The organism is Domibacillus indicus (assembly GCF_000970685.1).
GTDB lineage: Bacteria > Bacillota > Bacilli > Bacillales > Domibacillaceae > Domibacillus > Domibacillus indicus.
In genome coordinates, this window is the sequence record NZ_LAJB01000002.1 from 626,472 (window position 1) to 649,631 (window position 23,160).

Below are 23,160 nucleotides of genomic sequence, written 5' to 3' on the forward strand. Positions count from 1 at the left end.
GAAGGCGCGCGTTTTTCCCATTGTATGCCTGTTTCATAAAAACATACTATAAAATGTCTTTTTGTTCAAGAATTGTTTGTATTTTTGCAATTAATAAATCGATGGCGACTTTGTTTTCGCCGCCAATTGGAATAATGACATCTGCATATCTCTTTGTCGGTTCAATAAACTGATTATGCATTGGACGGACCACTTCTGTATATTGGTCAATAACTGAATCAAGCGACCGGCCGCGTTCTTTAATATCGCGTGTTAAACGGCGGATAAAACGCAAATCGGCATCAGTATCCACAAACAGCTTGATGTCCATCAATTCCCGGAGCCGTTCATCTTCGAGTACTAAAATACCTTCTAAAATAATGACGTCCTTCGGCTCAAGCGGAATGGTTTCCGATGAACGAGTATGCTTCGCGTAGTCATATACCGGTTTTTCAACGGAACGGCCCTTCATCAAGTCCTTCATCTGCTCAATCAGGAGATCATTATCAAAAGCAAGCGGATGATCATAATTTTGATTCAGCCGTTCTTCAAATGTAAGATGTGATTGATTTTTATAATAATAATCCTGCTCAATCATCATGATTGAGCCGCCTTGAAAGAAATCGTGAATTGCACGGGCAACGCTTGTTTTTCCAGAACCCGAGCCGCCCGCGACACCGATTACAATCGGCTTTTTGCTCATGCCTGTCACAGCCCTTTCCGCATCATATCATCTTTTGAAACAGGACGGTCCACTTTAAAGCGGACAATTTGCAGCGGGTGGCGGGCTGCATCCAGTTCATTTCCATCCTCATCCACTACCGTACCTACAACCTGGGTAAATGTGTCCATATTCGGCCCGAAAAACTCCACTTTATCACCCGGGCGGAAAAAGTTCCGCTGCTGCAGTGTGACCATTTGTGTATCCTCCTCATAATCCACCACTAACCCTGCAAAGTCATGGGAGGCCTTTTTGCCGTGAACGCCAAAAAGCTGTTCATCCGCACCAGGTGTTCCGGCGAAAAATGCCGGCGCCGCCGGGCGATTCGCACACTTTTCCAATTCCTCCAGCCACTCATCTTTAATAGTGAAGTTTTCCGGATCTGCGCAATAAGCATCAATTACTTTCCGGTACACGCTCACAACAGTTGCCACATAATGAATGGATTTCATACGGCCTTCAATTTTCAAACTGTCAATACCAAGTTCAATCAGTCCCGGGATGGATTGCAGAAGGCGCAAATCTTTCGGACTCATGGCGAACGGCGAGTCACTTTCTTTTGTAATAGGCGACTCAACGCCATCTTCCAATTCAACTAGATTGTAATCCCAGCGGCAGGACTGGCAGCAGCCGCCGCGGTTTGAATCCCTAGCTGTCATGTGGTTGCTCAGTACGCAGCGTCCTGAATAAGCAATACACATCGCGCCGTGAATAAACGTTTCGATTTCAATATCCACTTTCTCTTTCATAAGGCGCATTTCTTCTCCGGTTGTCTCGCGGGCAAGCACAACGCGGTCCAGCCCTTCTTCTTTCCAGTACTTAACCGCTCGCCAGTTTGAAAGAGACTGCTGTGTGCTCAAGTGAACTTCGACGTGCGGAGCTACACGGCGGCAAGTTTCAATAATCAGCGGATCTGCCACAATGATTCCTGTGACACCGGCTTCTCCAACTCCGCGGAGATAGTCTTCCAGGCCATCTATATTTTCGTTATGAGCAAAAATATTGGTTGTGACATATACTTTGGCGCCGTATTTTTTGGCGAACTCGACTCCTTCCTTCATTTCTTCGAATGTAAAATTCCCCGCATTTGAGCGAAGACCGTATTCTTGCCCGCCGATGTATACAGCGTCCGCTCCGTAACGGACAGCGATTTTTAACTTTTCAAGTGTGCCAGCTGGCGCTAACAGCTCTGGCTTTTTCACAATAACCCGTTTGCCGTCAACGATTTCCGAAATGGCATCGTTTTTCAATCCGTTCATCTTTCTTTCCTCCTCTATTAATAAACCGTCTCTTTAAAGAAAAAGCCAGAATCAAGCGGACGGTGATCTTGCTGCAGCGATTCTGCTGCTTCAAAAAGGCTGTCCTTTTCCTCATCGTACCGGCTTGGATCATCGACGCATAAGTCAATCGCTTTGCGGTACAGCTTTGTTGCTTCAAGACGGTATTCTTCTGTTTGAAGGACGCCGTCGATTTTAAATGAGTCAATCCGCGCATCGATTAGGTCCTGCAGTTCATCAATAATACACATATCATTCGGGCTCATAATATGTGTGCCGTTTGCATCTTCATAGATTGGGTATTTATTTCCTCTTTCTTCATCATGAAGAAGCATATTTTTGGCACCCTGGCGCTTTTCGACTTCCATATTCTGGCCCATATATTCGAAATAATGGCCCAGAAGAGGACGCTTTGACTGAAACATGCAAGTCATTCCATGAACCTGCACTTCTATCTGGACATTCGCATTTTCTTTTGTTTCAATGACAGCATCCATGCTAAGCTCACGGGCCAAAATCGCCCGAACAGCTCCCCGTTTGCCCCAGTAGTTTGCTGTGTAATAATTTGTTGCGGTTGTTTCCGGATTCCAGTGAAGCGGAAAGCCAGGTGCTGCTTCCCTGACCGCCATAATGACTGCAGGATCTCCAAAAACAATCGCATCAGCATTTGCTTCTTTCACAAAAGCAATATAATCGTCTAATTCGTTTGCAATATTATTATGAAAGATGGCATTCACTGCAACATACACTTTTTTGCCATGTTCATGAGCAAGACGAACGGCTTCTTTTATTTGCTCGCGGCTGAACTCCCCGGCAAGACGCAGGCCGTAACGCTGCTCTCCAATAAGGAAAGCATCTGCGCCTGCCACTATTTGTTTTTGTATTTCAGTAACACTCCCGGGTGTTACAAGTAATTCAGGTTTTTTCACTTTTCTTCACTCCGTTTTATGCTGACTGCAATTCCATCCCCGGACGGTATGATGGATGTATCGTATCCGGGATGAGCCGTCAGCCATTCATTATATCCCGTAATTTTCCGGGCGATTTTCTCGATCCGCTTCGTAGGCGCATCGGTTCCAGCGGCATAGCCTTTAAACAGGACATTATCCGAGTATATAACGCCGCCTGTTTTTAACAGCGGTGCGTATAATTCAAAAAAGCGGCGGTATTGCCCTTTTGCCGCGTCTATAAAGATTGCATCAAAAGGTCCGTTTTCCGCTGCTTTGTCCGCCAGTTCAAGCGCATCACCCAGTAAAAGCTGAATACGGTCCTGGCTGTCCGAGCGGCTAATATATTGAGCAGCCTTTTCAAACCGGTCCTCATCACGCTCAAGCGTGGTTATATGCAGTTGTGGAACAGCTTCAGCCATTCTCAGAGCAGAGTACCCAATTGCCGTCCCAATTTCAAGCAGCCGGACGGGGTTCTGCAGCTTTAGCATAGCCAAAAGTGTATCCATTCCAACTGGTTCCATAATCGGCACACGATGGTCGGCTGCATACTGCTCCATTTCGGCAAGCAAGCCTTCCCGCGGCGTTAAAAGTGATTCAATATAGCCGTGTATATTGTCTTTCATGGTAAAAATACCCTTCTTTCTAAGAAAAAGAGAAAGCTATAAAAGCTTTCCCCTGTTTTCATATGTGCCCGAACTATTTTATCATAGAAAATACAGAAAATCTACGTGTGCTTTCTACTGGCTGTTTGTAATGTATTTGGCTTTTAGCTTATTGTGCTCATCCAGCGTTTTAGAATAATAAACATCTCCGGCCGGCGAAGCAAGGAAATAAAGAAAATCAGTTTGCTCGGGCTTCAGCACGGCTTCCATTGAATCAATGCCGCTGTTGCCGATTGGGCCCGGTGTAAGTCCTTTTGCCTGATATGTGTTATAAGGAGAATCTACCTTCAAATCTTCATATAAGACCCGGTCTTTATGTTTCCCCTGGGCATATAGAACAGTCGGATCTGTCTGCAGCGGCATATCGGCTTTCATCCGGTTATAAAAAACGCTGGCAATTTTCTTGCGGTCTGTTTTGCCTGTCGCTTCTTCTTCCACAAGTGAGGAAAATGTCAAGAACTCATGAACGGTCATTCCAGACGCTTTAATCTGCTCTGAAAATCCTTGAACCACTTCATCTGTTTTCGCAATCATTTCTTCGGCAATTTCTTCGGTCGTTTTTGCCGGTTTCCCAACATCATATGTGGCTGGATACAAATAGCCTTCAAGAGGATAGCGGATATTTTCACCGAGCACTGCTTTTGTTACAAGTTCTGGATGGCTGGCTATCATTTTATTTACAAATTCTTCGCTATTCAGGACAGCAAGAACCTCCTGGGGATTTTCGCCTGTTTCTGAGGCGATTGCCTCTGCAATCTGCGTCAGCTGGTAGCCTTCAGGAATGATAACTTGTCCATGCACCCCAATTACTCTGCCTTCTTTTAACGAAGCCATAATGGCATCCGGCGTCATGGAAGGAGAAAGCACATATTCTCCCGCTTGAAAATCTCCTTCTCCTTTATATTTTGCATAGTACTTAAAAAGAGCGGCATTTTTAACAATCCCATTATCTTCAAGCGTTTGAGAAATGGAGGATAAACTTGAGCCAAGCGGGATAGAGATATTTACTTCTTCCTGGCTTTCAGCATCTGCTGGTTCTGATGCGGCTTTCCATACATAGTACACCCCTGCTGCTGCAGCCGCTGCAAGAAGCAAAAGGAATAATAACATAATTAAAATTGCTCTTTTCAGCCGTCTTTTTCGTCCTGAAGCCGGCGGAAAAACATCATTCGACATAAAAATCTCCTTTCGACACCATCTTTCCTTTTATAGTATACAAGAATGATGTAAAAAGAAAAAGAACAGACGTTTATTTCACCGTCTGTTCCTCCTGATTATTCTTGTTCTTCGTCATCAAGAAATGTATTGAGCATTTCCTCGATCATTTCCCATTCTTCATCCGATTCAATCGGCTCAAGTTCGCCATCTTCTCCTTCATCCCCCGGAATGAAAGATGATGCATGAATTTCAATTTCTTCATTATCGTCTTCTTCCGCACCTACCGGGAAATAAAGAACATAAGATTTGTCAAATTGATCGTTGTGAAAAGTAAATAATACTTCACAAAGCTGTTCGTTGCCGTTTTCATCAATTACAGTAATTTGCTTTTCGCCATGTTCCATTTTAATGGTCACCTCATTATTTTTGGCTGTCAAGATACCCTTGTAAAATCATCACTGCAGCCATTTTATCAATTACTTTTTTACGCTTTTTCCGGCTGACATCTGCATCAATCAGCATCCGTTCGGCTGCCATTGTGGTTAAACGCTCATCCCAGAGGACAACCGGCAAATTGAACGTTTCCTCGAGGAGCGCTGCGAATGCTTCGGCTGCTTCTCCACGGGGTCCTACTGTATTATTCATGTTTTTTGGAAAACCGACAACAAATTTGCTCACCTCATGCTCCCGCACAAGTTCACCGATTCGGTCAAGGCCAAACTCTCCTGCCGCCTCATTGATCTTTATTGTTTCAATGCCCTGCGCAGTCCAGCCGAACGCATCGCTTATGGCAATGCCAATGGTCTTCGTGCCGGCGTCAAGGCCCATTGTTCTCATGATGTTGGTTCCTCCTGCTGCTCTTTCAGGTACGTTTTGACAAGCTCTTCAATAATTTCATCCCGCTCAAGCCGGCGAATTAAATTTCGCGCATCATTATGGCGCGGAATGTAAGCTGGATCTCCAGAAAGCAAATAGCCGACAATCTGATTGATTGGATTATACCCTTTTTCCTCCAGCGCGCTATGGACTTTCAGCAGCACTTCTTTTACGTTTTCATCATACGGCTCTTCCGGAAAATTAAACCGCATTGTCTTGTCAAAAGAACTCACTGTCAGCACCTCACTTCAGGCGGATATTTGATTGCCCGATTCTGTACGATATGTTTCATTGTACAACAAATGACAACATATTCAAATCGATTTTACCCATTCCACAGCAATTTGCAATGCTTCGTCGATTTTCGATGGGTCTTTTCCGCCTGCCTGTGCCATATCCGGGCGGCCTCCACCGCCGCCGCCCAGGCAGCCGGCTACTTCTTTGACCAGCTTGCCGGCGTGGAAGCCTTTTTCGGTCAGATCCCCGGTAACCGCTGTGACAACATTGACTTTTCCATCTGCTGCCGCAACAAGCACAATAACACCCGGGGTTACTTTTTGTTTTAATTCATCTGCCATTGTCCGCAGTGTATTCATATCAGCCGCCTGGACATTTGCTGCAAGAAGCTGCACACCATTTACTATTTCAACTTTGTCGGTAAGGCTTCCTGCTTCTATATTTGACAATTTTTTTGAAAGTGATTCATTTTCACGCTGGACCTCACGCATCTCAGCTTGCAGGCTGTCCACTTTTGCCAGAATATCTTTTGGGCTTGATTTTAATTTGGCCGCCGCTTCTTTTAACACTCCAGAATGCTCATTTAAATAACGGAATGCTCCTTCACCTGTCACCGCTTCAATACGGCGTGTTCCCGCACCGATTCCACTCTCAGACAGCACTTTAAACAAACCAATCTCTGCTGTGTTGACAACATGGCATCCTCCGCAAAGCTCAAGGCTGTAATCACCTACAGATACTACCCGGACGATATCGCCGTATTTTTCACCGAATAACGCCATAGCCCCCATTGCTTTTGCTTCTGCAATTGGCTTAAATGCTGTTTCGACCGCTATTCCTTTCCAAATTTTATCATTGACGATCTCTTCTACTTGAGCGATTTCTTCTGCGGTTACTTGTCCAAAATGAGAGAAGTCAAAGCGAAGACGTTCTGGTTCTACAAGCGATCCCGCCTGATTAACATGTGTGCCGAGCACATCCTTTAATGCCTGGTGCATTAAGTGGGTTGCTGTATGGTTTTTGATAATTTTTCCCCGTGACAAAACATCTACTTTCGCTGTTACTGCGCTTCCTGCAGTGAGCATCCCGCTTTCCACCACTGCACTGTGAACGTTCTGGCCATTCGGCGCTTTTTGAACATCTTTTACAACAACGCGGGCAGTTTGGGACTCCAATACGCCTTTATCGGCAATTTGACCGCCGCTTTCTGCATAAAACGGTGTTTCTTTCAAGATAAATTGAATTTCTTCGCCTTCATGCGCTTCGTCTGCCAATGCCCCGTCTTTGATTAAAACGGCCACTGTTGTATCAACCGTCAGCCTGTCATACGTAAACGTGCTTTCTTCTGTGACAGATGATAATACGCCGCCCTGTACCTGCATGGAATCTGTATCCTGGCGGGCCGCACGAGCGCGGTCACGCTGCTGCTTCATTTCATTCTCAAACCCCGCATGGTCTGCTTTCATGCCTTCTTCTTCTGCGTATTCTTCCGTAAGTTCAACAGGAAAGCCGTACGTATCATACAAACGGAAAACATCAGCGCCGTCAATTGTATCTGATCCAGCTTCTTTTGCCCTTTTAATAACAGCAGAAAGAATTGCCAGCCCTTCATTTAGGGTTTCATGGAAGCGTTCTTCTTCATTTTTAATTACTTTCTGAATAAAAGCGGCTTTTTCCGTTACCTCAGGATAATAGTCGTTCATGATTCCGCCAACTACCGGCACAAGCTCGTACATAAATGGCCGGTTGATGCCGATTTGCTTTGCATAGCGCACTGCACGGCGAAGCAGGCGGCGAAGCACATAGCCCCGTCCTTCGTTCGAAGGAAGCGCACCGTCTCCTATAGCAAAAGCAACTGTGCGAATATGGTCAGCAATTACTTTGAATGCCGTATCTTTTTCATCCGTTTCGCCGTATTGTTCACCAGATATCTTTTCTGTTTCACGAATAATTGGCATGAATAAATCTGTGTCAAAGTTCGTCGGTACGTTCTGGACAACCGAGGCCATCCGTTCAAGCCCCATCCCCGTATCAATGTTTTTCTTTGGAAGCGGAGTGTAAGTACCATCCGGATTATGGTTAAATTCAGAGAATACAAGATTCCATACTTCTAGATAGCGTTCATTTTCACCGCCCGGGTACAATTCCGGGTCATTTTCATCGCTGCCATACTCAGCACCGCGGTCATAGAAAATTTCTGTATTCGGGCCGGATGGGCCTTCACCGATATCCCAGAAGTTTCCTTCCAGCCGAATAATACGTTCATCCGGCACTCCTACTTCATTTTTCCAGATAAGATATGCTTCTTCATCCTCCGGGTGAATGGTTACGGAAAGTTTTTCCGGATCGAAGCCAATCCATTTTTCATCCGTCAAAAATTCCCATGCCCAATGAATAGCTTCTGTTTTAAAATAGTCACCAATTGAAAAATTCCCGAGCATTTTGAAAAATGTATGATGACGTGCCGTTTTGCCGACGTTTTCAATATCATTTGTGCGGATAGACTTTTGTGCATTTGTAATCCGCGGATTGTCAGGGATAATCCGGCCGTCAAAATATTTTTTCAGCGTGGCAACACCGCTGTTTATCCAGAGCAGACTTGGATCATCAATTGGCACAAGCGGCGCACTCGGCTCCACCCGGTGCCCTTTTTCCTGGAAAAACTCTAAATAAAGGCGGCGAATATCTGCGCCTGTTAATGATTTCATTATTAAAATCCTCCTTAACATATGTATACAATCCGAAAAAAGACAGCAAAAAAAGCCTCATCCCCAGCAGGGACGAAGCTTTTTGTTCGCGGTACCACCCTGATTGCCAATTCTACTGAAAGAATTCGCCTCTCATATGCCTTAACGCGGCTGACGGCAGTGTTTGCTGCACTCAGGACCCAGCTTTCCATTATTCTTCATCCGAAACACCTTTCAGCCACGGGCGCTTCTCTCTTTGAATGGGCTATAATGTACTTCTGTCCTTCATCGTTTTGTCCAAATTCGTATACCCGAATTATAAAAAGGAATAAAGCGTTTGTCAATCATGGTTATGACCATTCATCAAGCGGAATAAGTGACCCGTCTTCTTCTACTTGATGAATGACCAGCCCGCCTTCAAGCTCAGACATTTCCACGCAGCAGTCATGACAGTAATAGTGGTCAGAGCCGATACGTCCTACTTCCCGGCTCCCGCAGTTCGGACACGATTGCAAAATGATCCCTCCTGTTTTTGCGATCAGTATGTCCGAATCAGAAAGCTTTTATACAATCATGAAATCATATGGTGAAACGCCCTGCATGCCAATCATCGGGTCAATTGTCATCCAGTTATCTTCCCGCAGCTTTTCATTTTGATTGCCCGCTGGCTTTTCAGCCGAAAGGCGTTCGGCAAGTGCTGTTTTTCGAACTAAATCGTCATTCCGGGCGATTCCGATCTTAAACGCTTCTTCTTCTCCGCATAAAATCAAAAACTGTTTGCTTCTTGTAATTGCGGTATACAACAGGTTTCTCCTCAGCATCCGATAGTAGCTTTTAACAACCGGCAAAATAACAATCGGAAACTCGCTTCCCTGCGATTTATGGATTGAACAGCAAAAAGCATGTGTAATCTGGTTTAAATCATTTCTCGTATAGGTCACTTCATTGCCTTCATAGGAGACTATCACCATATCTTCTTTTTCGGTGTTTTCTTTTGCATAAAAAATCGATATAACCTCGCCAATATCTCCATTAAACACATTTTGCTCCGGCTGATTGACAAGCTGAAGCACTTTATCGCCAATCCGGTATTTAACAGACCCGAAGACAATTTCTTTCCGGCGGCCATCCTTGTTTGGGTTCAGCACTCCCTGTAAAACCTCATTTAGCTTATCAATACCGGCCGGCCCCTTGTACATGGGAGCCAGAACTTGAATATCACGCGGTTCGTAGCCTTTTCCCGCCGCATTTTTCACCACTTTCTCAATTGCATCTGCAATCTGGCCGGTGCTGCATTTAATAAAGGAACGGTCTTTTTGCGGCGCTGTCAGCGTTTCGGGGACAAAGCCGTCTTTAATGCTGTGGGCAAGGCTGATAATGGAAGAGCCTTCTTCCTGCCGGTAAATATCCGTTAAACGTACTGATGGGATGGCTTTAGAAGCCAGCATGTCTTTCAGCACCTGCCCGGGACCGACAGAGGGAAGCTGGTCTTCATCGCCAACGAGCACTACCTGCATGTCATCAGGAATTGCTTTAAAAAGCTGGTGGGCAAGCCAGATATCGACCATGGAAGATTCATCTACAATTAACAGCCGGCCTGAAACCGCATTTCCGTCCTCCTCGGGTTCTTCCTGTCCATTAAACCCAAGCAGCCGGTGAATGGTAACCGCCGGAAGCCCGGTTGATTCCATCATCCGCTTGGCTGCACGCCCGGTCGGAGCACAAAGCTTGATGGGAAACGGGTCCTCCTTGTCATATTTTTTAGGATCAAGCGATAAGCCATGCAGTTCTCCGTATAATTCAACAATGCCTTTGATAACGGTCGTTTTTCCAGTACCCGGCCCGCCAGTCAAAATCATTAAAGGCGAGGCCAGGGCGGTTTGAATCGCCTGCTTTTGCGAAGGAGCATACGTAATACCTGTCCGGTCTTCAAGCTCACCGAGTGCGAGTAAAAATTCTGATTCCGGAAACGAATGAGGCTCCTGCTCAAGCACGCGCTGGATATTTGCAACAAGGCCTTTTTCTGAAAAATAAAGAGACGGCATATAAATACGCTGCTCTTCTCCCGCTACCTTTCCTTCTTCTTCGAGCTCAATCAGCCGCGTGGCAATTGTTTCAAACTCGGCAGTCCCATTTGCACTTTTGTCAAGCAGTTCTTTTACGCCCTTTAATAAATGCTCTGCTTCGGCGTAACAATGGCCTTCCTGCAGGCACTGCTGCTCAAGTGAATACAAAATGGCGGCTTTCAGCCGGTCTGGATGCGCACCGCTGATACCGATTTGCGCACCAATTTCATCTGCCCGGACAAACCCGATCCCCTCAATATCTTCTACCAGGCGGTACGGATTTTCCTGAATCACATTCAGCGATTCCTCGTAATACATTTGATAAATTTTCATTGACAGCTGCGGGCCGAAACCTAATTCATTTAACGAGACCATAATTTGTTCAAGGCCCTGGTGCTGCATAAGCGTCTCATGTAAACTGTCCGCTTTTTCAGCTGGCAGGCGTGGCACTTTCTCCAAACAGCTTTTGTCCGAGATGATTTTTGCAATCGCCTGTTCTCCAAGTGTTTCAACAATTGATTCAGCTGTTTTTTTACCGATTCCTTTAAATAAATCACCGGATAAATAAGCGATGATCCCCTGCTTAGTCTGCGGCATTTCTTTTTGGGCGGTTCGGGCAATAAACTGCCGGCCAAACCGGGGGTGGTCTTTAAAGCGGCCATTAAATATGTACATTTCATGGTCATGCACCGCCGGAAAATAGCCCGTAACCACTGCTTCCTTTTCTTCATAGTTTCCATCGGTCTCGGCAACGCGGACTCGAAGAACCGTATAGAAGTTTTCATTGTTCCGGAAAATTGTGACAATATGCCGGCCTTTTAAAAACTGTTCGCCTTCTGTGAATAAATCCCGTTTCTCCTGCACGGCGCTGACCACCTCTTTTTATTCCGCTTTTTCGAGCAGTTTCTTCCCATAGCCTGCCAGCATATGATCCGGCTGAATTTCAAGCGCTCGGTCAAAATAGCCGGCTGCTTTTTCAGGCTGCTCATAGTGTCCGGCATATAAAACACCGAGATTATAAAACGCATCCGCATGGGACGGTTCCTGTGTAGTTACTTTTTGAAGATTTTTTTCCGCTTCTTCATACTGCTCCGTTTTTGCCAGGGCAAGTGCAAATTGAAACCGCGCCTCTGCATCCTCTTCGTCCAATTCAACTGCACGCATTAAATACGGAAGCGCCATAACTGTCTGGTCTAAATATAAAAACGACAGACCAAGCATAAAATAAGCGTCTGCTTCTTCCATGCCGCAGCGAATTGCTTTTTCAAAGAATTGGGCAGCTTCTTCAAATCGTTCCCGCCCAAAGCAAAACGAACCCAGTGCATAATGCGCGGCACTGGAAGACGGATCAACCTCCACTGCTTTTTCATAAAACCGTAATGCCCGCTCCGCATCATTCATTTCTGCAAGAACATGTCCAAAATTAATATAAGCAGCGGGGTCATGCGGCTTTTCTTCAATTTGTTCAGTAAAAAGCTTTAAAGCCTCTTCCCACTTGCCTTCCTGCAGTAATTCAATGCCCTGCTGATTTTTATCCATCTGAAGCCTCCTGTTTTCTCTCATTATAACAAAGAAACCCGCCCCATGCGTAAAGGGGCGGGTTGTGTTCAGCCCACGTAGTCGAGCTGTTTGTTTTCTTTGTATACTTTATCAATTGTGCCGCCGCCCAGGCATACCTCTTCATTATAAAAGACGACTGCCTGCCCCGGTGTAATGGCGCGGACTGGCTCATCAAAAACAATACGGGCTGTTTTTTCACCCGTCCGTGTCACCGTAACGCCCGTATCGGCCTGGCGATACCGGAATTTCGCTGTACAGTGGAAGGTTTCCGGCACTTCTTGATCCGTTGTAAAGCTAACCTGCACGGCGTCCAACGAATCGGAATAAAGCGAATCATGGTGGAAGCCCTGCACAACATACAGTTCATTTGTTTTCAGGTTCTTGCCTCCGACAAACCACGGCTCGCCGCTTCCACCGATGCCAAGGCCGTGGCGCTGGCCGATTGTATAATACATTAATCCGTCATGGCGGCCCATTTTACGGCCGTCAAATGTCACCATGTCGCCTGGCTGTGCCGGCAGATATTGTCCTAAAAACTCTTTGAAATTCCGTTCGCCAATAAAGCAAATACCGGTAGAATCCTTTTTGGCTGCTGTGGCAAGGCCTGCTTCTGCTGCCAGTTCACGAACCCGCTTTTTCTCGAGTTCTCCGATTGGGAACATAACCTTATCCAGCTGGCTTTGCGACAGCTGATTTAAAAAGTATGTCTGGTCTTTATTATTGTCGACTCCCCGAAGCATTTTTACTTCATCGCCTGAACGGTCAATGCGTGCGTAATGGCCTGTTGCCAGATAATCGGCCCCAAGCTTCATGGCATGATCGAGAAAAGCTTTGAATTTAATTTCTTTATTGCACATCACATCAGGATTTGGCGTCCGGCCCGCTTTGTATTCATCCAGGAAATATGTGAACACTTTATCCCAATACTGCTTTTCAAAATTGACCGCATAATATGGAATTCCAATTTGATTGCAGACACGAATAACATCCTCATAATCTTCCGTTGCTGTGCAGACGCCAAATTCATCGGTATCATCCCAGTTTTTCATAAAGATGCCGACAACGTCATACCCCTGCTCTTTTAAAAGAAGCGCCGCAACCGAAGAATCAACGCCGCCGGACATACCCACTACCACACGGGTGTCTTTCGGTGCTTTCATTTCTTCATCCTCTTTCTATGACAGCCGCTTTGCGATCTCCGCTGTTTTAAGCGCGGCTTGCTTTATTTGTTCCGCTGTATTATTCAGCCCGAAGCTGAACCGGATCGATGAACGCAGCTTTTCCGACTCTCTCCCAAACATCGCCGTTAAAACATGCGATGGCTCAATGGAACCTGCTGTACACGCTGAGCCGCTTGACACAGCAATTCCCGCCATATCGAGATTGACCAGGAATGCCTCAACATCAGTACCCGGAAAAAATAAGTTTAGCACATGAGGAAGGGAATGTTCAACTTTCCCGTTCACTGAAAATGAGGCGCCATTTTGCGAGAGCGTCTCAATGAAAAGCTGTTTTAGCTCCATATAGCGGACAGCCCGCTCTTCCCGGGTGCTTTCTGCTATTTCCGCCGCTTTCGCCATTGCCGCAATAGCGGCTGTGTTCTCTGTTCCAGCACGGCGCTTTCGTTCCTGCTCGCCGCCGTATAAAATCGGTGCAAGCGGCGTGCCCGGCTTTATATAAAGAGCACCAATGCCTTTCGGGCCATTAATCTTGTGGCCGGATACCGCCAGAAAGTCAACGTTTAATTCATTGACATTAATCGGCAAAACACCATACGCCTGGACTGCATCAACATGAAACAGGGCAGGATGATCGGCAAGCAGGCGGCCAATTTCACTGATTGGCTGGATGGCGCCTGTTTCATTGTTTCCATACATAATAGAAACAAGAATGGTATCCTCACGAAGAGCTGACTGGACGTCCGGGACAGAAACGATTCCTTCTTCATTGACCGGAAGATAGGTAACCTCGAATCCTTCTTTTTCAAGCGCCTCGCATGCGTGCAAAACAGCATGATGTTCAATGGATGATGTAATAATATGGCCGGACTTTTTAAAACGCGCCGTTCCAAATATCGCCATATTGTCCGCTTCCGTGCCACTGCCTGTAAAAGTTACATCAGTAAATCCAGCCTGCATTGTTCTGGCAACAACAGCCCTAGCCTCATCTACAATGCGGCGCGATTCCCGCCCGAATGAATGGATGCTCGATGGATTTCCGTACATCTCTGTTAAAACAGCTGTCATCGCCGAGGCTGCTTCCGGGTGAACAGGGGACGTCGCTGCGTGGTCTAAATAAATTCGTTCCATACTGACACCTCGTTAAATATAAAACATATATGCATCTGATTCGTTAATTGCTGTGTGGTTTGCGAGATCATCAAGCGTTGTGTTTTCCAGAACGCCTTTAATCGCATCACTGATTCGGATCCATAACTCCCGCTTTGCGGGTTCTTCTTCTTCAATTCCTTCTACAAGGGTAATCGGCCCCTCCAGCACACGAATAATATCTCCTGCTGTAATTTCCTCCGGCTCATGGCCGAGCACGTAGCCGCCATAAGCTCCCCGAATGCTGCGGACAAAGCCGGCATTCCGAAGCGGTGCAATCAGCTGTTCCAGGTAATGCTCCGACAAATCATGCGTGCCGGCGATGACGCGGAGCGATGTTGGACCTTCGCCATGGCGCTTAGCCAGCTCAATCATGATGGTCAGCCCGTATCTTCCTTTAGTCGAAATTCTCATCTGCCTGCGCTCCTCTTCTTGTTTAATCGAATTGTTTGTATAGTATATCACTTTATAGTTACAAAAAACATGCCGGAATACTCAGGTTTATGGTAAAGTAAATCTACCAAATGAGAAAGAGGGATTCAGATGAAGCCGCTCGCCTACCGAATGAGGCCGCGTACTATTGATGATGTTATCGGCCAGGAGCACTTAACAGGTGAAGGCAGAATCATCCGGCGAATGACCGAGGCGAAAAAACTATCTTCCATGATTTTATATGGGCCGCCCGGTACCGGTAAAACGTCTATTGCCAGCGCAATTGCCGGCACAACCCAGTATGCATTCCGCATGCTGAATGCGGTCACCAGCAACAAAAAGGATATGGAAATTATCGCTGCTGAAGCGAAAATGTCTGGCACGGTCATTTTGCTTTTGGATGAAGTACACCGCCTGGATAAAGCAAAACAGGATTTTTTACTGCCATTCTTGGAGAATGGCGCGATTATTCTGATAGGAGCTACAACAAGCAATCCCTATCATGCGATTAATCCGGCCATCCGCAGCCGGTGCCAGATTTTCGAAGTAAAACCGCTTGCGCCCGCTTCTATAAAGAAGCTTCTGGTTAAAGCACTTCATGATAAAGAAAATGGCCTCGGCTCTTTTAAAACCCATATAACAGATGAAGCACTTGAACATTTTGCCGGGGCATCCGGAGGAGACGTCCGCAGTTCATTAAATGCACTTGAGCTGGCGGTTACTTCCACGAAGCCTGATAAAAACGATGTTATTCATATTACACTGGCCATTGCTGAAGAGTGTCTGCAGCAAAAAAGCTTTGTGCATGATAAAGATGGCGATGCCCATTATGATGTGTTAAGTGCTTTTCAAAAGTCCATACGCGGCAGCGACGTAAACGCCGCTCTTCATTATTTAGCCCGGCTGATTGAAGCGGGTGATCTTGTCAGCATCGCCCGCCGGCTGATCGTCATTGCTTATGAAGATATCGGCCTTGCCAGCCCGCAGGCAGGCGAGCGGACTCTGTCAGCCGTTGAAGCAGCAGAACGGCTCGGGTTTCCCGAAGCGCGTATTCCGCTTGCCAATGCGGTAGTGGAGCTGTGCTTATCGCCCAAATCCAATTCTGCCTACAAAGCCATCGATGCGGCTCTGGCAGACGTGCGGGCCGGACGTGCAGGCGAGGTGCCGCTTCACTTAAAAGATGCACACTATAAAAGTGCTGCTAAACTCGGCCGGGGCGTCGGGTATGAATATCCTCATGATTTCAAAAATGGCTGGATTGCCCAGCAATACATGCCAGACCTGTTAAAGAATAAACGGTATTTTGAACCGAAAATGACCGGCAAGTTTGAACAGGCGCTGGCCAGTGTATACGAAAAAATTGAAAAAGGAAAAAAAGAAACACGCCATTGAGAATATCGGCGTGTTTTTTTAGCCAAATAATCCCGCTTTTTATTTTTTCCAGCGGGTATCCTATTTATGCAGCTACATCCCGCTTTGCGAAAACAAAAAAAGCAAAAAACTGAAAGGCGAGGAAGTAAGCTGCAAGCATAAGAAGCGAAAAATTCATTGTCATTCCTTCCACCATAACTTCTCCAGTCTCATACTGCAGCAGGTTTGTGTGAGCAAATAAAAGATATTTCGCCCATTCATAGCGCATAGAAAGCAAATAAGTTAAATTAGGGCCTGTAAATAGTAAAAACAGCGAAACCCCGATAGCAAGTGAGCTGTTACGAAACACAGCCGAAATCATAAAAGCCAGGGTCGCCAGGATTACTACATCTACGGACTTCATTCCATAAAGTTTTATAAGGTAAATCAGTATATTCTGCTCTACAACGCGGCCATTAACAAACGTTAAATGAACAGGCTCTCCGGAAAGCCCGAACAGGGCCGCTCCAACAATAGTTGAAAAAAGGAAAAATAAACTGACTAAAAAGGCTCCGAATAAAACAACTGCTGCATATTTTGAAAAAAGAATGCGGAAACGGCTGACCGGCCTGATTAACAGCAGCTTTACGGTTCCCCATGTGTATTCACTGGCTACGATTCCTCCCGCTACGATAATCATAAACAAGCCGGCAACTTGAAGAGAATCACCAGCTTTCTCAACAAATGACCATACGTGCTCTGATGTTGAAAGTGGAATATTTTCTGCAAGCCGGTATTCATTAATTGCAATTTGTTCTTCGAGATACTCTTTTCGGTCTGCTGTCATTTCCGGCTGCTCATTTAGCTGCTTTGCATATGCCGAGTTCTCTGTCTGTACAATCTGCTTCCAATCCTGCTGTTCAGGCTTTTTGCCCTCTTCGTATTTTGAAAGTGCGGCAAACGCGCAGACAACCAGGAGCAAAAGTCCAATCATTACATAGGTTCCAGGCCGTTTGAATAATTTCACCCACTCGTTTGCGATAAGCCCGGCCATTAGACCACCTCCCGTGTCTCAGTAAGATCCAGGAACCGCTCTTCCAATGTTTTTGACACTTTTTTCACTTCATAAATTGCCAGGCCTTTACCTGTTAAAAAATGAATGACAGCCGGTATATCTTTTTTTTCCGCTTTAAACGTTAACCTGTTGTCCTTTAAGGCAGGGGCAATATCAGTGAATGCCTCCCGTATGAAGTCTGCCGCCGCTTCCGCTTCAACATCATCAACTTCCATGCTGTATGTGTCAGTCCCTTCATCCATCCAGTCACGGACCGGCTGGACATTAATCAGCCTGCCTTTTTGCAAAATACCAATCCGGTCGCACATCATTTCCATTTCCGACAGCAAATGGCTCGAAACAACAACCGCCATGTTTTCTTTTTCCGCCAGATCGCGGATATACTGACGAATTTCTTTAATGCCTGCCGGATCAAGACCGTTTGTCGGCTCATCCAGAATCAGTACCCTGGGCCGGTGAAGCAAAGACTGGGCAATGCCAAGCCGCTGGCGCATTCCCAGTGAGTAGGACTTTACCTTATCATGAATTCGGTCTTCTAACCCAACAAGCTTAACGACTTCATCCATTCGTTTTCTGCTGACTCCTTTGTGCATACGGGCATATTGCTTTAAATTGTCATACCCGCTCAAAAACTTGTACATTTCAGGGTTCTCTACAATGGCACCGATATGCTGGACTGCTTCTTCAAATTCTGTTTGAATGCTGTGGCCTGAAATAAGAATGTCTCCTTCTGTCAGCTTCATTAAACCAACCATCATACGGATGGTTGTTGTTTTCCCGGCACCATTCGGTCCAAGAAAGCCGAACACTTCCCCTTCCTCAATGGAAAAGTTTAAAGAATCAATAATCTTTTTCCCCTTGATCGTTTTGGTCACGTTTTCCAGCTGGATTAAAGCTTTCACAATACAGCCTCCTTTTTCACGTTTGTTTTGAGCCATTCTAATACGGAGAGTCCATCCTTTTCTCTTACTTCCTCTACATTGCAAAATGCTGTAATCCTGCCGTTGTCCAGAAGAAGAGCTTCTTCCAAAACCGGCTCTATTTCGTTAATCTCATGTGTTGTTATAATGACGGTCTGCCTGCCAAAATCAATAAACGAAACGAGCCCTTTTACGATCATGTCCCTTACCATTGGGTCCAGCCCGATAAAAGGCTCATCCAGGAGCAGAATGTCTGTATTGCGGGAGAGAACGAGCAGCAGCTTCAGCCGCCCCTGCTGCCCTTTAGAAAGCCGGCTGACTTTCTGCCGGCGGTCCAGCTCCATAAACGCAAGCAGTTCCTCTGCTTTTTCTCTTTGAAAATCAGGATACTGGGTGGCAAAAAAATGAATCATCTGCTCCACTTTAAAATTCTGGTACAGCATTCCCTCGGTAGATAGAAAAGCCAGGCTTGCGGCGATTTTTCGGCTGACTGGCTTTCCTTCTACTAAAATTTTACCGCCGGTTGGATACACAAGCCCTGCAATCATTTTCATCATCGTTGATTTGCCGCTTCCATTTGGCCCAAGAATACCGTAGACTTTTCCTTTTTCGAATGTATAGCTGATATCCTGCAGTGATTTTCTTGTTCCATACTGCTTTGTAACACCTTCCAGCATGATCATGATTCGTGATCACTCCTTTTTAAAGACTGGTTGACGGATTCATAAATTTCATGGTCATTCAGCCCAATGCTCCGCATACTTTCAATAAACGCTTCGATCATTTCCTTTTGAATATCATGCCGCAGCTTCAGCTTCATTTCGTTTTGCTCTGTCATAAATGTTCCCTGCCCCCGCTTTGTTTCAACGACACCAAGGCGTTCCAGCTCCCCGTATGTCCGTTGAATTGTATTTGGATTAACGCCCGATTGAATCGCCATTTCCCGCACTGACGGAAGTTTTTCACCAGGATGCAATTCACCCCGTACAAACTGCTGGATAATCCGGTCGGCAATTTGACTGTATATCGGCTTTGATGTTTTAAATTCAGCACTCATTATTTACACCTCAACTTTTCGATCAAGAAGCCATGCGGCCGCAAAAAACAGCAGACAAAAGCCTGCACAGGACAAAAGAAGGGGCCAGACCAAAAGCCCGTTACTGTCCATTGTAAAACTGATTTCATTCATCCCTCCTGTACTTGACAGGGGCGATTCAATTTGAATTGACCAGCTTTGCAAAAATGCTTTTACGGCACTCCACTCTGTAACTCTTACAATAACAGTCTGGGTAATAAAATAAACCGCAATAATAAGGATCCAGCGAATTTTTCTCAAAGCAGGGGATTGGGCCATCGAATGAAATAAAGACCATAAAAACAACCCCCATGTGGTAAGGTAAAATGCACTAAAGATGATCCCTCCATTAAACAAAACGCCCTCAACCCAGGGAAACTGGCCTTCCAGGAATGCCAGCTGGCTCTCCCCATTGGCCGCCATTAAGCTGAATGCCATCAACACATTTGTCAAAAGCAGGGAAGCGAGAAGAACAATAGTGGAGACAATAAGCTTTGAACTTAACAGCCTTTTGCCATCGGCTGTCCCATGCAGCCAGTACTGTCCTTTTTCTTCTGCTTTCAGCAAAATCCCCGCTGTAACCGGCAGAACCAATGTGTGGCCTACGTACAGGACAAGTAGAAACGGAAAAACCAAATAAAACTGTTTTTGATAGGCAGCAAAGCTTGCGCCTGCTGTATAAAGAACAATGAGAACAGCCAGCCAGGTAAATAAATACATTCTAATCAGCAAAAAATCTTTTATTACCAATCCCTTAAACACCATTATCACCTCATGTATTAGTGTACTATACAAATAGTACACTAATACACAAACACACGTCAACCATTTTCATACAAAAAAACGAGAGTGCAGAAGAACAGTGCTTGGTCCATGCAAGAAACGGCGGTATTCGCGGGGCTCCGCGTTCCATGGGTCAGGCGAGCCAGTTTGTCCCATTGGAGTCTACGCCCCGCGCATGCCGCCTTTGTGGGGAGGAAAACAGCAGGATTTGTTTTCTTCTTCTGTCAGAAGAAAGAGAGAACTTTTATTCATGTATAGCTGTTTTTTCTGAAACGGAACGGGCGGAGGGCTGGGCGGCGGAAGAAAAGCTCATTCCACTTTTATTGTTCAGAGAATGGCTGTGCTTTTATTACGTATTTCAATTGACAATCTCTTTTTTTCAACAGCATGCAACTGCTTATTAATAAGCAGTTCTGCAGGCAAATTTGTTTGTGAAAGTCTGGCTTCTTTATATAAAAGCGGCCTGCAAATATTAGAAGGAAAACAAAGCCGCGAGAAACTTTTTTATTGCTCACTGCTTAAAGGCTTTTCCTATTGGTCCAGCATAAAAAAAGACAGCCGTATGTTCCGGCTGCCTGCAGACTAAGACTAATAACTGTTTTTCCATTCACTACTTTTTTAGTAATCTGTTTCCACGTATATATTATTTGCCCATAAGCGGGCCGTTTCATAAATTCTTTGAATGCTTTCTGCATCAAGCTGCATTTCAACTGCTTTTAAGCGGATCGCATTCCAATCGACCCTGTCCATTGCGGTAACCAGTTCTAAATAAGGCGTAATCGCGGTTTCCTTCCCCATAAGTGTTTCATTTACCTGATCTGATAAAGGAATTTGATTTAATAATTCCGGAATGCTGTACTGCAAAAGTACATCCGCCAGTGAAAACATACCCGCCAGGAAAAATTCTGCTGGAGGGGACGCCTGTGTTTCAATTGCCAGCTGCTCGCATGCCTTGGCACGAAACAAAGCTGATTCCATTAATTCCTTTGTTTTTTCAGGAATATCCATTTGGATTTCTCTTAAAGCCAATACATAAAGCCATTTGGTTAATTCCACAAGCCCAAGCATCATGACTGCCTGCTTGATGGAATTAATTTTTGACCGTCTGCGCAAAGCGGGTGAATTCACCAGTTTTAGTAATTGATACGAAAGAGCAACGTCCTGTTCAATTAAGCGGGTGACCTCCTTAATATCGATATTTTCTGAATGCAGCAGTTTAATTAAATGAAAATAAGATATTATGTTCAATGGCAGATCAGTAGAACGAATTAATTGCGGTTTCGAAAAAAAGTACCCCTGAAACAATTTATAACCTGCTTTTTTTGCCCGCTCAAATACTTCCCGCGTTTCTACTTTTTCTGCCAGAAGAGCAATATGGGGAAATTCATTTTTTACTTTTTGTTCAACTGCTGATCTTTCCTCTTCAGTTGAATGCAAAAAATCAACTTTTATGTACGCAGCAAGCATAAATAGTTCGTCATACAAATGTACGTCTTTTTGCATAACAAAATCATCGAGTGCAATGGAATACCCTTTCCGCTTAAGCTGTCTGAGCGTATCGATCAGTTCGGGCGTAATCGGTACGTCTTCGAGCACTTCCACAACGACATGCTGAGGACTAAAGTTTTCAGCGACTCTTTGTTTAAGCAGCGTTTCAGTAAAATTAATAAAACACGGGTTTCCATGAGCTATTTTCTCAATGCCTACTGTTAAAAAGGAATGGACAAGAACTTCAATTGTTGCCCGGTCGTGTGAAATGTCTGGAAAAGAATTTGTTTCACTGTTTCGATACAGCAATTCATACGCAATTACACGTTCTTCGTCATCTAAAATAGGCTGGCGCGCCATAAATATATTCATATTCATAAGCTCCGTTCATTGTTAATCAATGACATTATACCAATAACTAGATAAAAAGTCCTGATTTATCAAAAAAAAGACCGCCATAAAAGGCGATCTTTTTAATCATTTACACGTGCAATTTTAATATCTTTTAAAATATCACGTACTACGTAACTTGCCGCGATTAATCCCGCAACAGATGGAACAAACGCATTGGAAGCAGGAGGCATTTTTGCTTTACGGATTTCCGCTTTTTCATTTCCAACGACCTGCCGCACGTCTTCACGAATGACAATCGGGCTTTCATCTGAAAAAATAACCGGAATGCCTTTTTTAATTCCTTCCTTCCGCAGGCGCGTACGAATCACTTTCGCAATGGGATCCGTATGAGTTTTGGAAATGTCGGCAATGGTGAACCGTGTTGGATCCATCTTATTCGCAGCTCCCATGCTGGAAATAATCGGGATATCTCGTTTCAGGCATTCTTTCATTAAGTGAATTTTATAAGAGATAGTGTCGGATGCATCTACTACGTAATTGAGACCATAGCTGAAAAACTGCTCATATGTTTCTTCCGTGTAAAACATTTTCAGAGCCGTTACCTCGCAGTCAGGATTAATATCAGCAATCCGCTCTTTCATTAAATCCGCTTTCGGCTGGCCGACTGTTGATAACAGGGCAGGCAGCTGGCGGTTTATGTTTGTAATATCAATAACATCTTTATCAACCAGAATCAAGCGCCCCACACCGGAGCGTGCAAGCGCCTCGGCGGCAAAGGAGCCGACTCCGCCGATTCCAAGAACGGCGACGGTTGTATTTTTTAATAATTCAAGTCCTTCCTGTCCAAAAGCAAGCTCATTGCGGGAAAATTGATGAAGCATATATCATTCACTCCTGTTTTAGGCATAAAAAAAGACGGCGAATCCCGATCGTGCCGTCGTTGTAAAACATATGTTTTGAACCCGCTCTTCAGCAGGTGGGTGCCCTGTTTCGGGCGTTGCAAGTCCCCGCAAAGGGCATGTGCGCTGTCCAAAAACTCGGACTCCCTAACATATAGTGTTCGGTCAAAACAGAATGTGTAACTAACGTACACATCAGGATTCGCCTCATTGGATACATATTATCATACGTTTTTTTGAAGGTCAACTAAGACCCTTCCAAATTAATCTGAAAATTTAAAATA

23 protein-coding genes, 1 other RNA gene and 1 other annotated feature are annotated in these 23,160 nt (G+C 45.2%); of the genes, 1 reads left to right on the forward strand and 23 read right to left on the reverse strand.

The genetic code is table 11. The features are described from left to right. Positions 1–46 precede the first annotated feature (46 nt). The 15 genes from udk to cymR form a co-directional block, all read right to left on the reverse strand. Positions 47–682: a uridine kinase gene (gene udk / locus VP98_RS03595; RefSeq protein ID WP_046174146.1), complete on the reverse strand. Its 636-nt coding sequence runs from the start codon at positions 680–682 to the stop codon at positions 47–49. Positions 683–687: 5 nt separating this feature from the next. Further along, the gene (locus VP98_RS03600) at positions 688–1,959 is read right to left on the reverse strand and encodes a peptidase U32 family protein (RefSeq protein ID WP_046173902.1); all 1,272 of its coding nucleotides are present in this window, start codon (positions 1,957–1,959) and stop codon (positions 688–690) included. Between the two features lie 17 nt (positions 1,960–1,976). Continuing rightward, entirely contained in the window at positions 1,977–2,906 is a 930-nt protein-coding gene (locus VP98_RS03605) for a peptidase U32 family protein (protein WP_046173903.1), read from the reverse strand. Further along, entirely contained in the window at positions 2,903–3,550 is a 648-nt protein-coding gene (locus VP98_RS03610; RefSeq protein WP_046173904.1) for an O-methyltransferase, read from the reverse strand. Before VP98_RS03610 ends, VP98_RS03605 begins: the two co-directional genes overlap by 4 nt. 114 nt (positions 3,551–3,664) lie before the next feature. Continuing rightward, positions 3,665–4,765 (reverse strand): endolytic transglycosylase MltG, encoded by a 1,101-nt coding sequence (gene mltG, locus VP98_RS03615; RefSeq protein WP_046173905.1) that lies wholly within the window; start codon positions 4,763–4,765, stop codon positions 3,665–3,667. Between the two features lie 98 nt (positions 4,766–4,863). Then, a complete protein-coding gene (locus VP98_RS03620; protein ID WP_046173906.1) occupies positions 4,864–5,151 on the reverse strand; it encodes a DUF1292 domain-containing protein in 288 nt (95 codons plus the stop codon). A 16-nt stretch (positions 5,152–5,167) separates the two neighbouring features. Further along, positions 5,168–5,584, reverse strand: coding sequence for a Holliday junction resolvase RuvX (gene ruvX, locus VP98_RS03625; protein ID WP_046173907.1), 417 nt, complete (start codon positions 5,582–5,584; stop codon positions 5,168–5,170). Beyond that, positions 5,581–5,856: an IreB family regulatory phosphoprotein gene (locus VP98_RS03630; protein WP_046173908.1), complete on the reverse strand. Its 276-nt coding sequence runs from the start codon at positions 5,854–5,856 to the stop codon at positions 5,581–5,583. Before VP98_RS03630 ends, ruvX begins: the two co-directional genes overlap by 4 nt. An 81-nt stretch (positions 5,857–5,937) precedes the next feature. After that, a complete protein-coding gene (alaS, locus tag VP98_RS03635) occupies positions 5,938–8,568 on the reverse strand; it encodes an alanine--tRNA ligase (protein ID WP_046173909.1) in 2,631 nt (876 codons plus the stop codon). A 65-nt stretch (positions 8,569–8,633) separates the two neighbouring features. Beyond that, positions 8,634–8,845, reverse strand: a binding site (T-box leader). Positions 8,846–8,897: 52 nt separating this feature from the next. Continuing rightward, the gene (locus tag VP98_RS19055) at positions 8,898–9,062 is read right to left on the reverse strand and encodes a hypothetical protein (RefSeq protein ID WP_197076545.1); all 165 of its coding nucleotides are present in this window, start codon (positions 9,060–9,062) and stop codon (positions 8,898–8,900) included. A 48-nt stretch (positions 9,063–9,110) separates the two neighbouring features. Further along, complete coding sequence (gene recD2, locus VP98_RS03640) at positions 9,111–11,477, reverse strand: SF1B family DNA helicase RecD2 (protein ID WP_046173910.1); 2,367 nt, start codon at positions 11,475–11,477, stop codon at positions 9,111–9,113. A gap of 18 nt (positions 11,478–11,495) precedes the next feature. Then, a complete protein-coding gene (locus VP98_RS03645; RefSeq protein ID WP_046173911.1) occupies positions 11,496–12,152 on the reverse strand; it encodes a tetratricopeptide repeat protein in 657 nt (218 codons plus the stop codon). A 68-nt stretch (positions 12,153–12,220) separates the two neighbouring features. Further along, positions 12,221–13,333, reverse strand: a complete 1,113-nt coding sequence (mnmA, locus tag VP98_RS03650; RefSeq protein ID WP_046173912.1) for a tRNA 2-thiouridine(34) synthase MnmA — start codon at positions 13,331–13,333, stop codon at positions 12,221–12,223. Positions 13,334–13,348: 15 nt separating this feature from the next. Beyond that, a complete protein-coding gene (locus VP98_RS03655) occupies positions 13,349–14,482 on the reverse strand; it encodes a cysteine desulfurase family protein (RefSeq protein ID WP_046173913.1) in 1,134 nt (377 codons plus the stop codon). Between the two features lie 12 nt (positions 14,483–14,494). Beyond that, on the reverse strand, positions 14,495–14,914 hold the full coding sequence (gene cymR / locus VP98_RS03660; RefSeq protein WP_046173914.1) for a cysteine metabolism transcriptional regulator CymR: 420 nt from the start codon (positions 14,912–14,914) through the stop codon (positions 14,495–14,497). Positions 14,915–15,037: 123 nt separating this feature from the next. Here cymR and VP98_RS03665 point away from each other — a divergent pair, with 123 nt between their 5' ends. Further along, complete coding sequence (locus VP98_RS03665; RefSeq protein WP_046173915.1) at positions 15,038–16,324, forward strand: replication-associated recombination protein A; 1,287 nt, start codon at positions 15,038–15,040, stop codon at positions 16,322–16,324. 64 nt (positions 16,325–16,388) lie between these two features. Here the strand turns inward: VP98_RS03665 and VP98_RS03670 are convergent, their stop codons facing one another. The 8 genes from VP98_RS03670 to ssrS all read right to left on the reverse strand — a co-directional run bounded on the left by VP98_RS03670 (position 16,389) and on the right by ssrS (position 23,081). Further along, entirely contained in the window at positions 16,389–17,336 is a 948-nt protein-coding gene (locus tag VP98_RS03670; RefSeq protein ID WP_046173916.1) for an ABC transporter permease, read from the reverse strand. Further along, positions 17,336–18,259 (reverse strand): ABC transporter ATP-binding protein, encoded by a 924-nt coding sequence (locus VP98_RS03675; RefSeq protein WP_046173917.1) that lies wholly within the window; start codon positions 18,257–18,259, stop codon positions 17,336–17,338. The genes VP98_RS03670 and VP98_RS03675 overlap by 1 nt, the downstream gene beginning before the upstream one ends. Then, on the reverse strand, positions 18,256–18,963 hold the full coding sequence (locus VP98_RS03680; protein WP_197076554.1) for an ABC transporter ATP-binding protein: 708 nt from the start codon (positions 18,961–18,963) through the stop codon (positions 18,256–18,258). Before VP98_RS03680 ends, VP98_RS03675 begins: the two co-directional genes overlap by 4 nt. Continuing rightward, complete coding sequence (locus VP98_RS03685) at positions 18,957–19,334, reverse strand: GntR family transcriptional regulator (protein ID WP_046173919.1); 378 nt, start codon at positions 19,332–19,334, stop codon at positions 18,957–18,959. The genes VP98_RS03680 and VP98_RS03685 overlap by 7 nt, the downstream gene beginning before the upstream one ends. A 3-nt stretch (positions 19,335–19,337) precedes the next feature. Next, positions 19,338–20,102, reverse strand: a complete 765-nt coding sequence (locus VP98_RS03690; RefSeq protein WP_197076546.1) for a hypothetical protein — start codon at positions 20,100–20,102, stop codon at positions 19,338–19,340. A 651-nt stretch (positions 20,103–20,753) separates the two neighbouring features. Beyond that, positions 20,754–21,995, reverse strand: a complete 1,242-nt coding sequence (locus tag VP98_RS03700; RefSeq protein WP_046173922.1) for an EAL and HDOD domain-containing protein — start codon at positions 21,993–21,995, stop codon at positions 20,754–20,756. 101 nt (positions 21,996–22,096) lie between these two features. Further along, positions 22,097–22,858, reverse strand: coding sequence for a tRNA threonylcarbamoyladenosine dehydratase (locus VP98_RS03705; protein ID WP_046173923.1), 762 nt, complete (start codon positions 22,856–22,858; stop codon positions 22,097–22,099). Positions 22,859–22,895: 37 nt separating this feature from the next. Then, positions 22,896–23,081: non-coding RNA, 6S RNA (ssrS, locus tag VP98_RS18460), on the reverse strand. Positions 23,082–23,160: the final 79 nt, after the last annotated feature.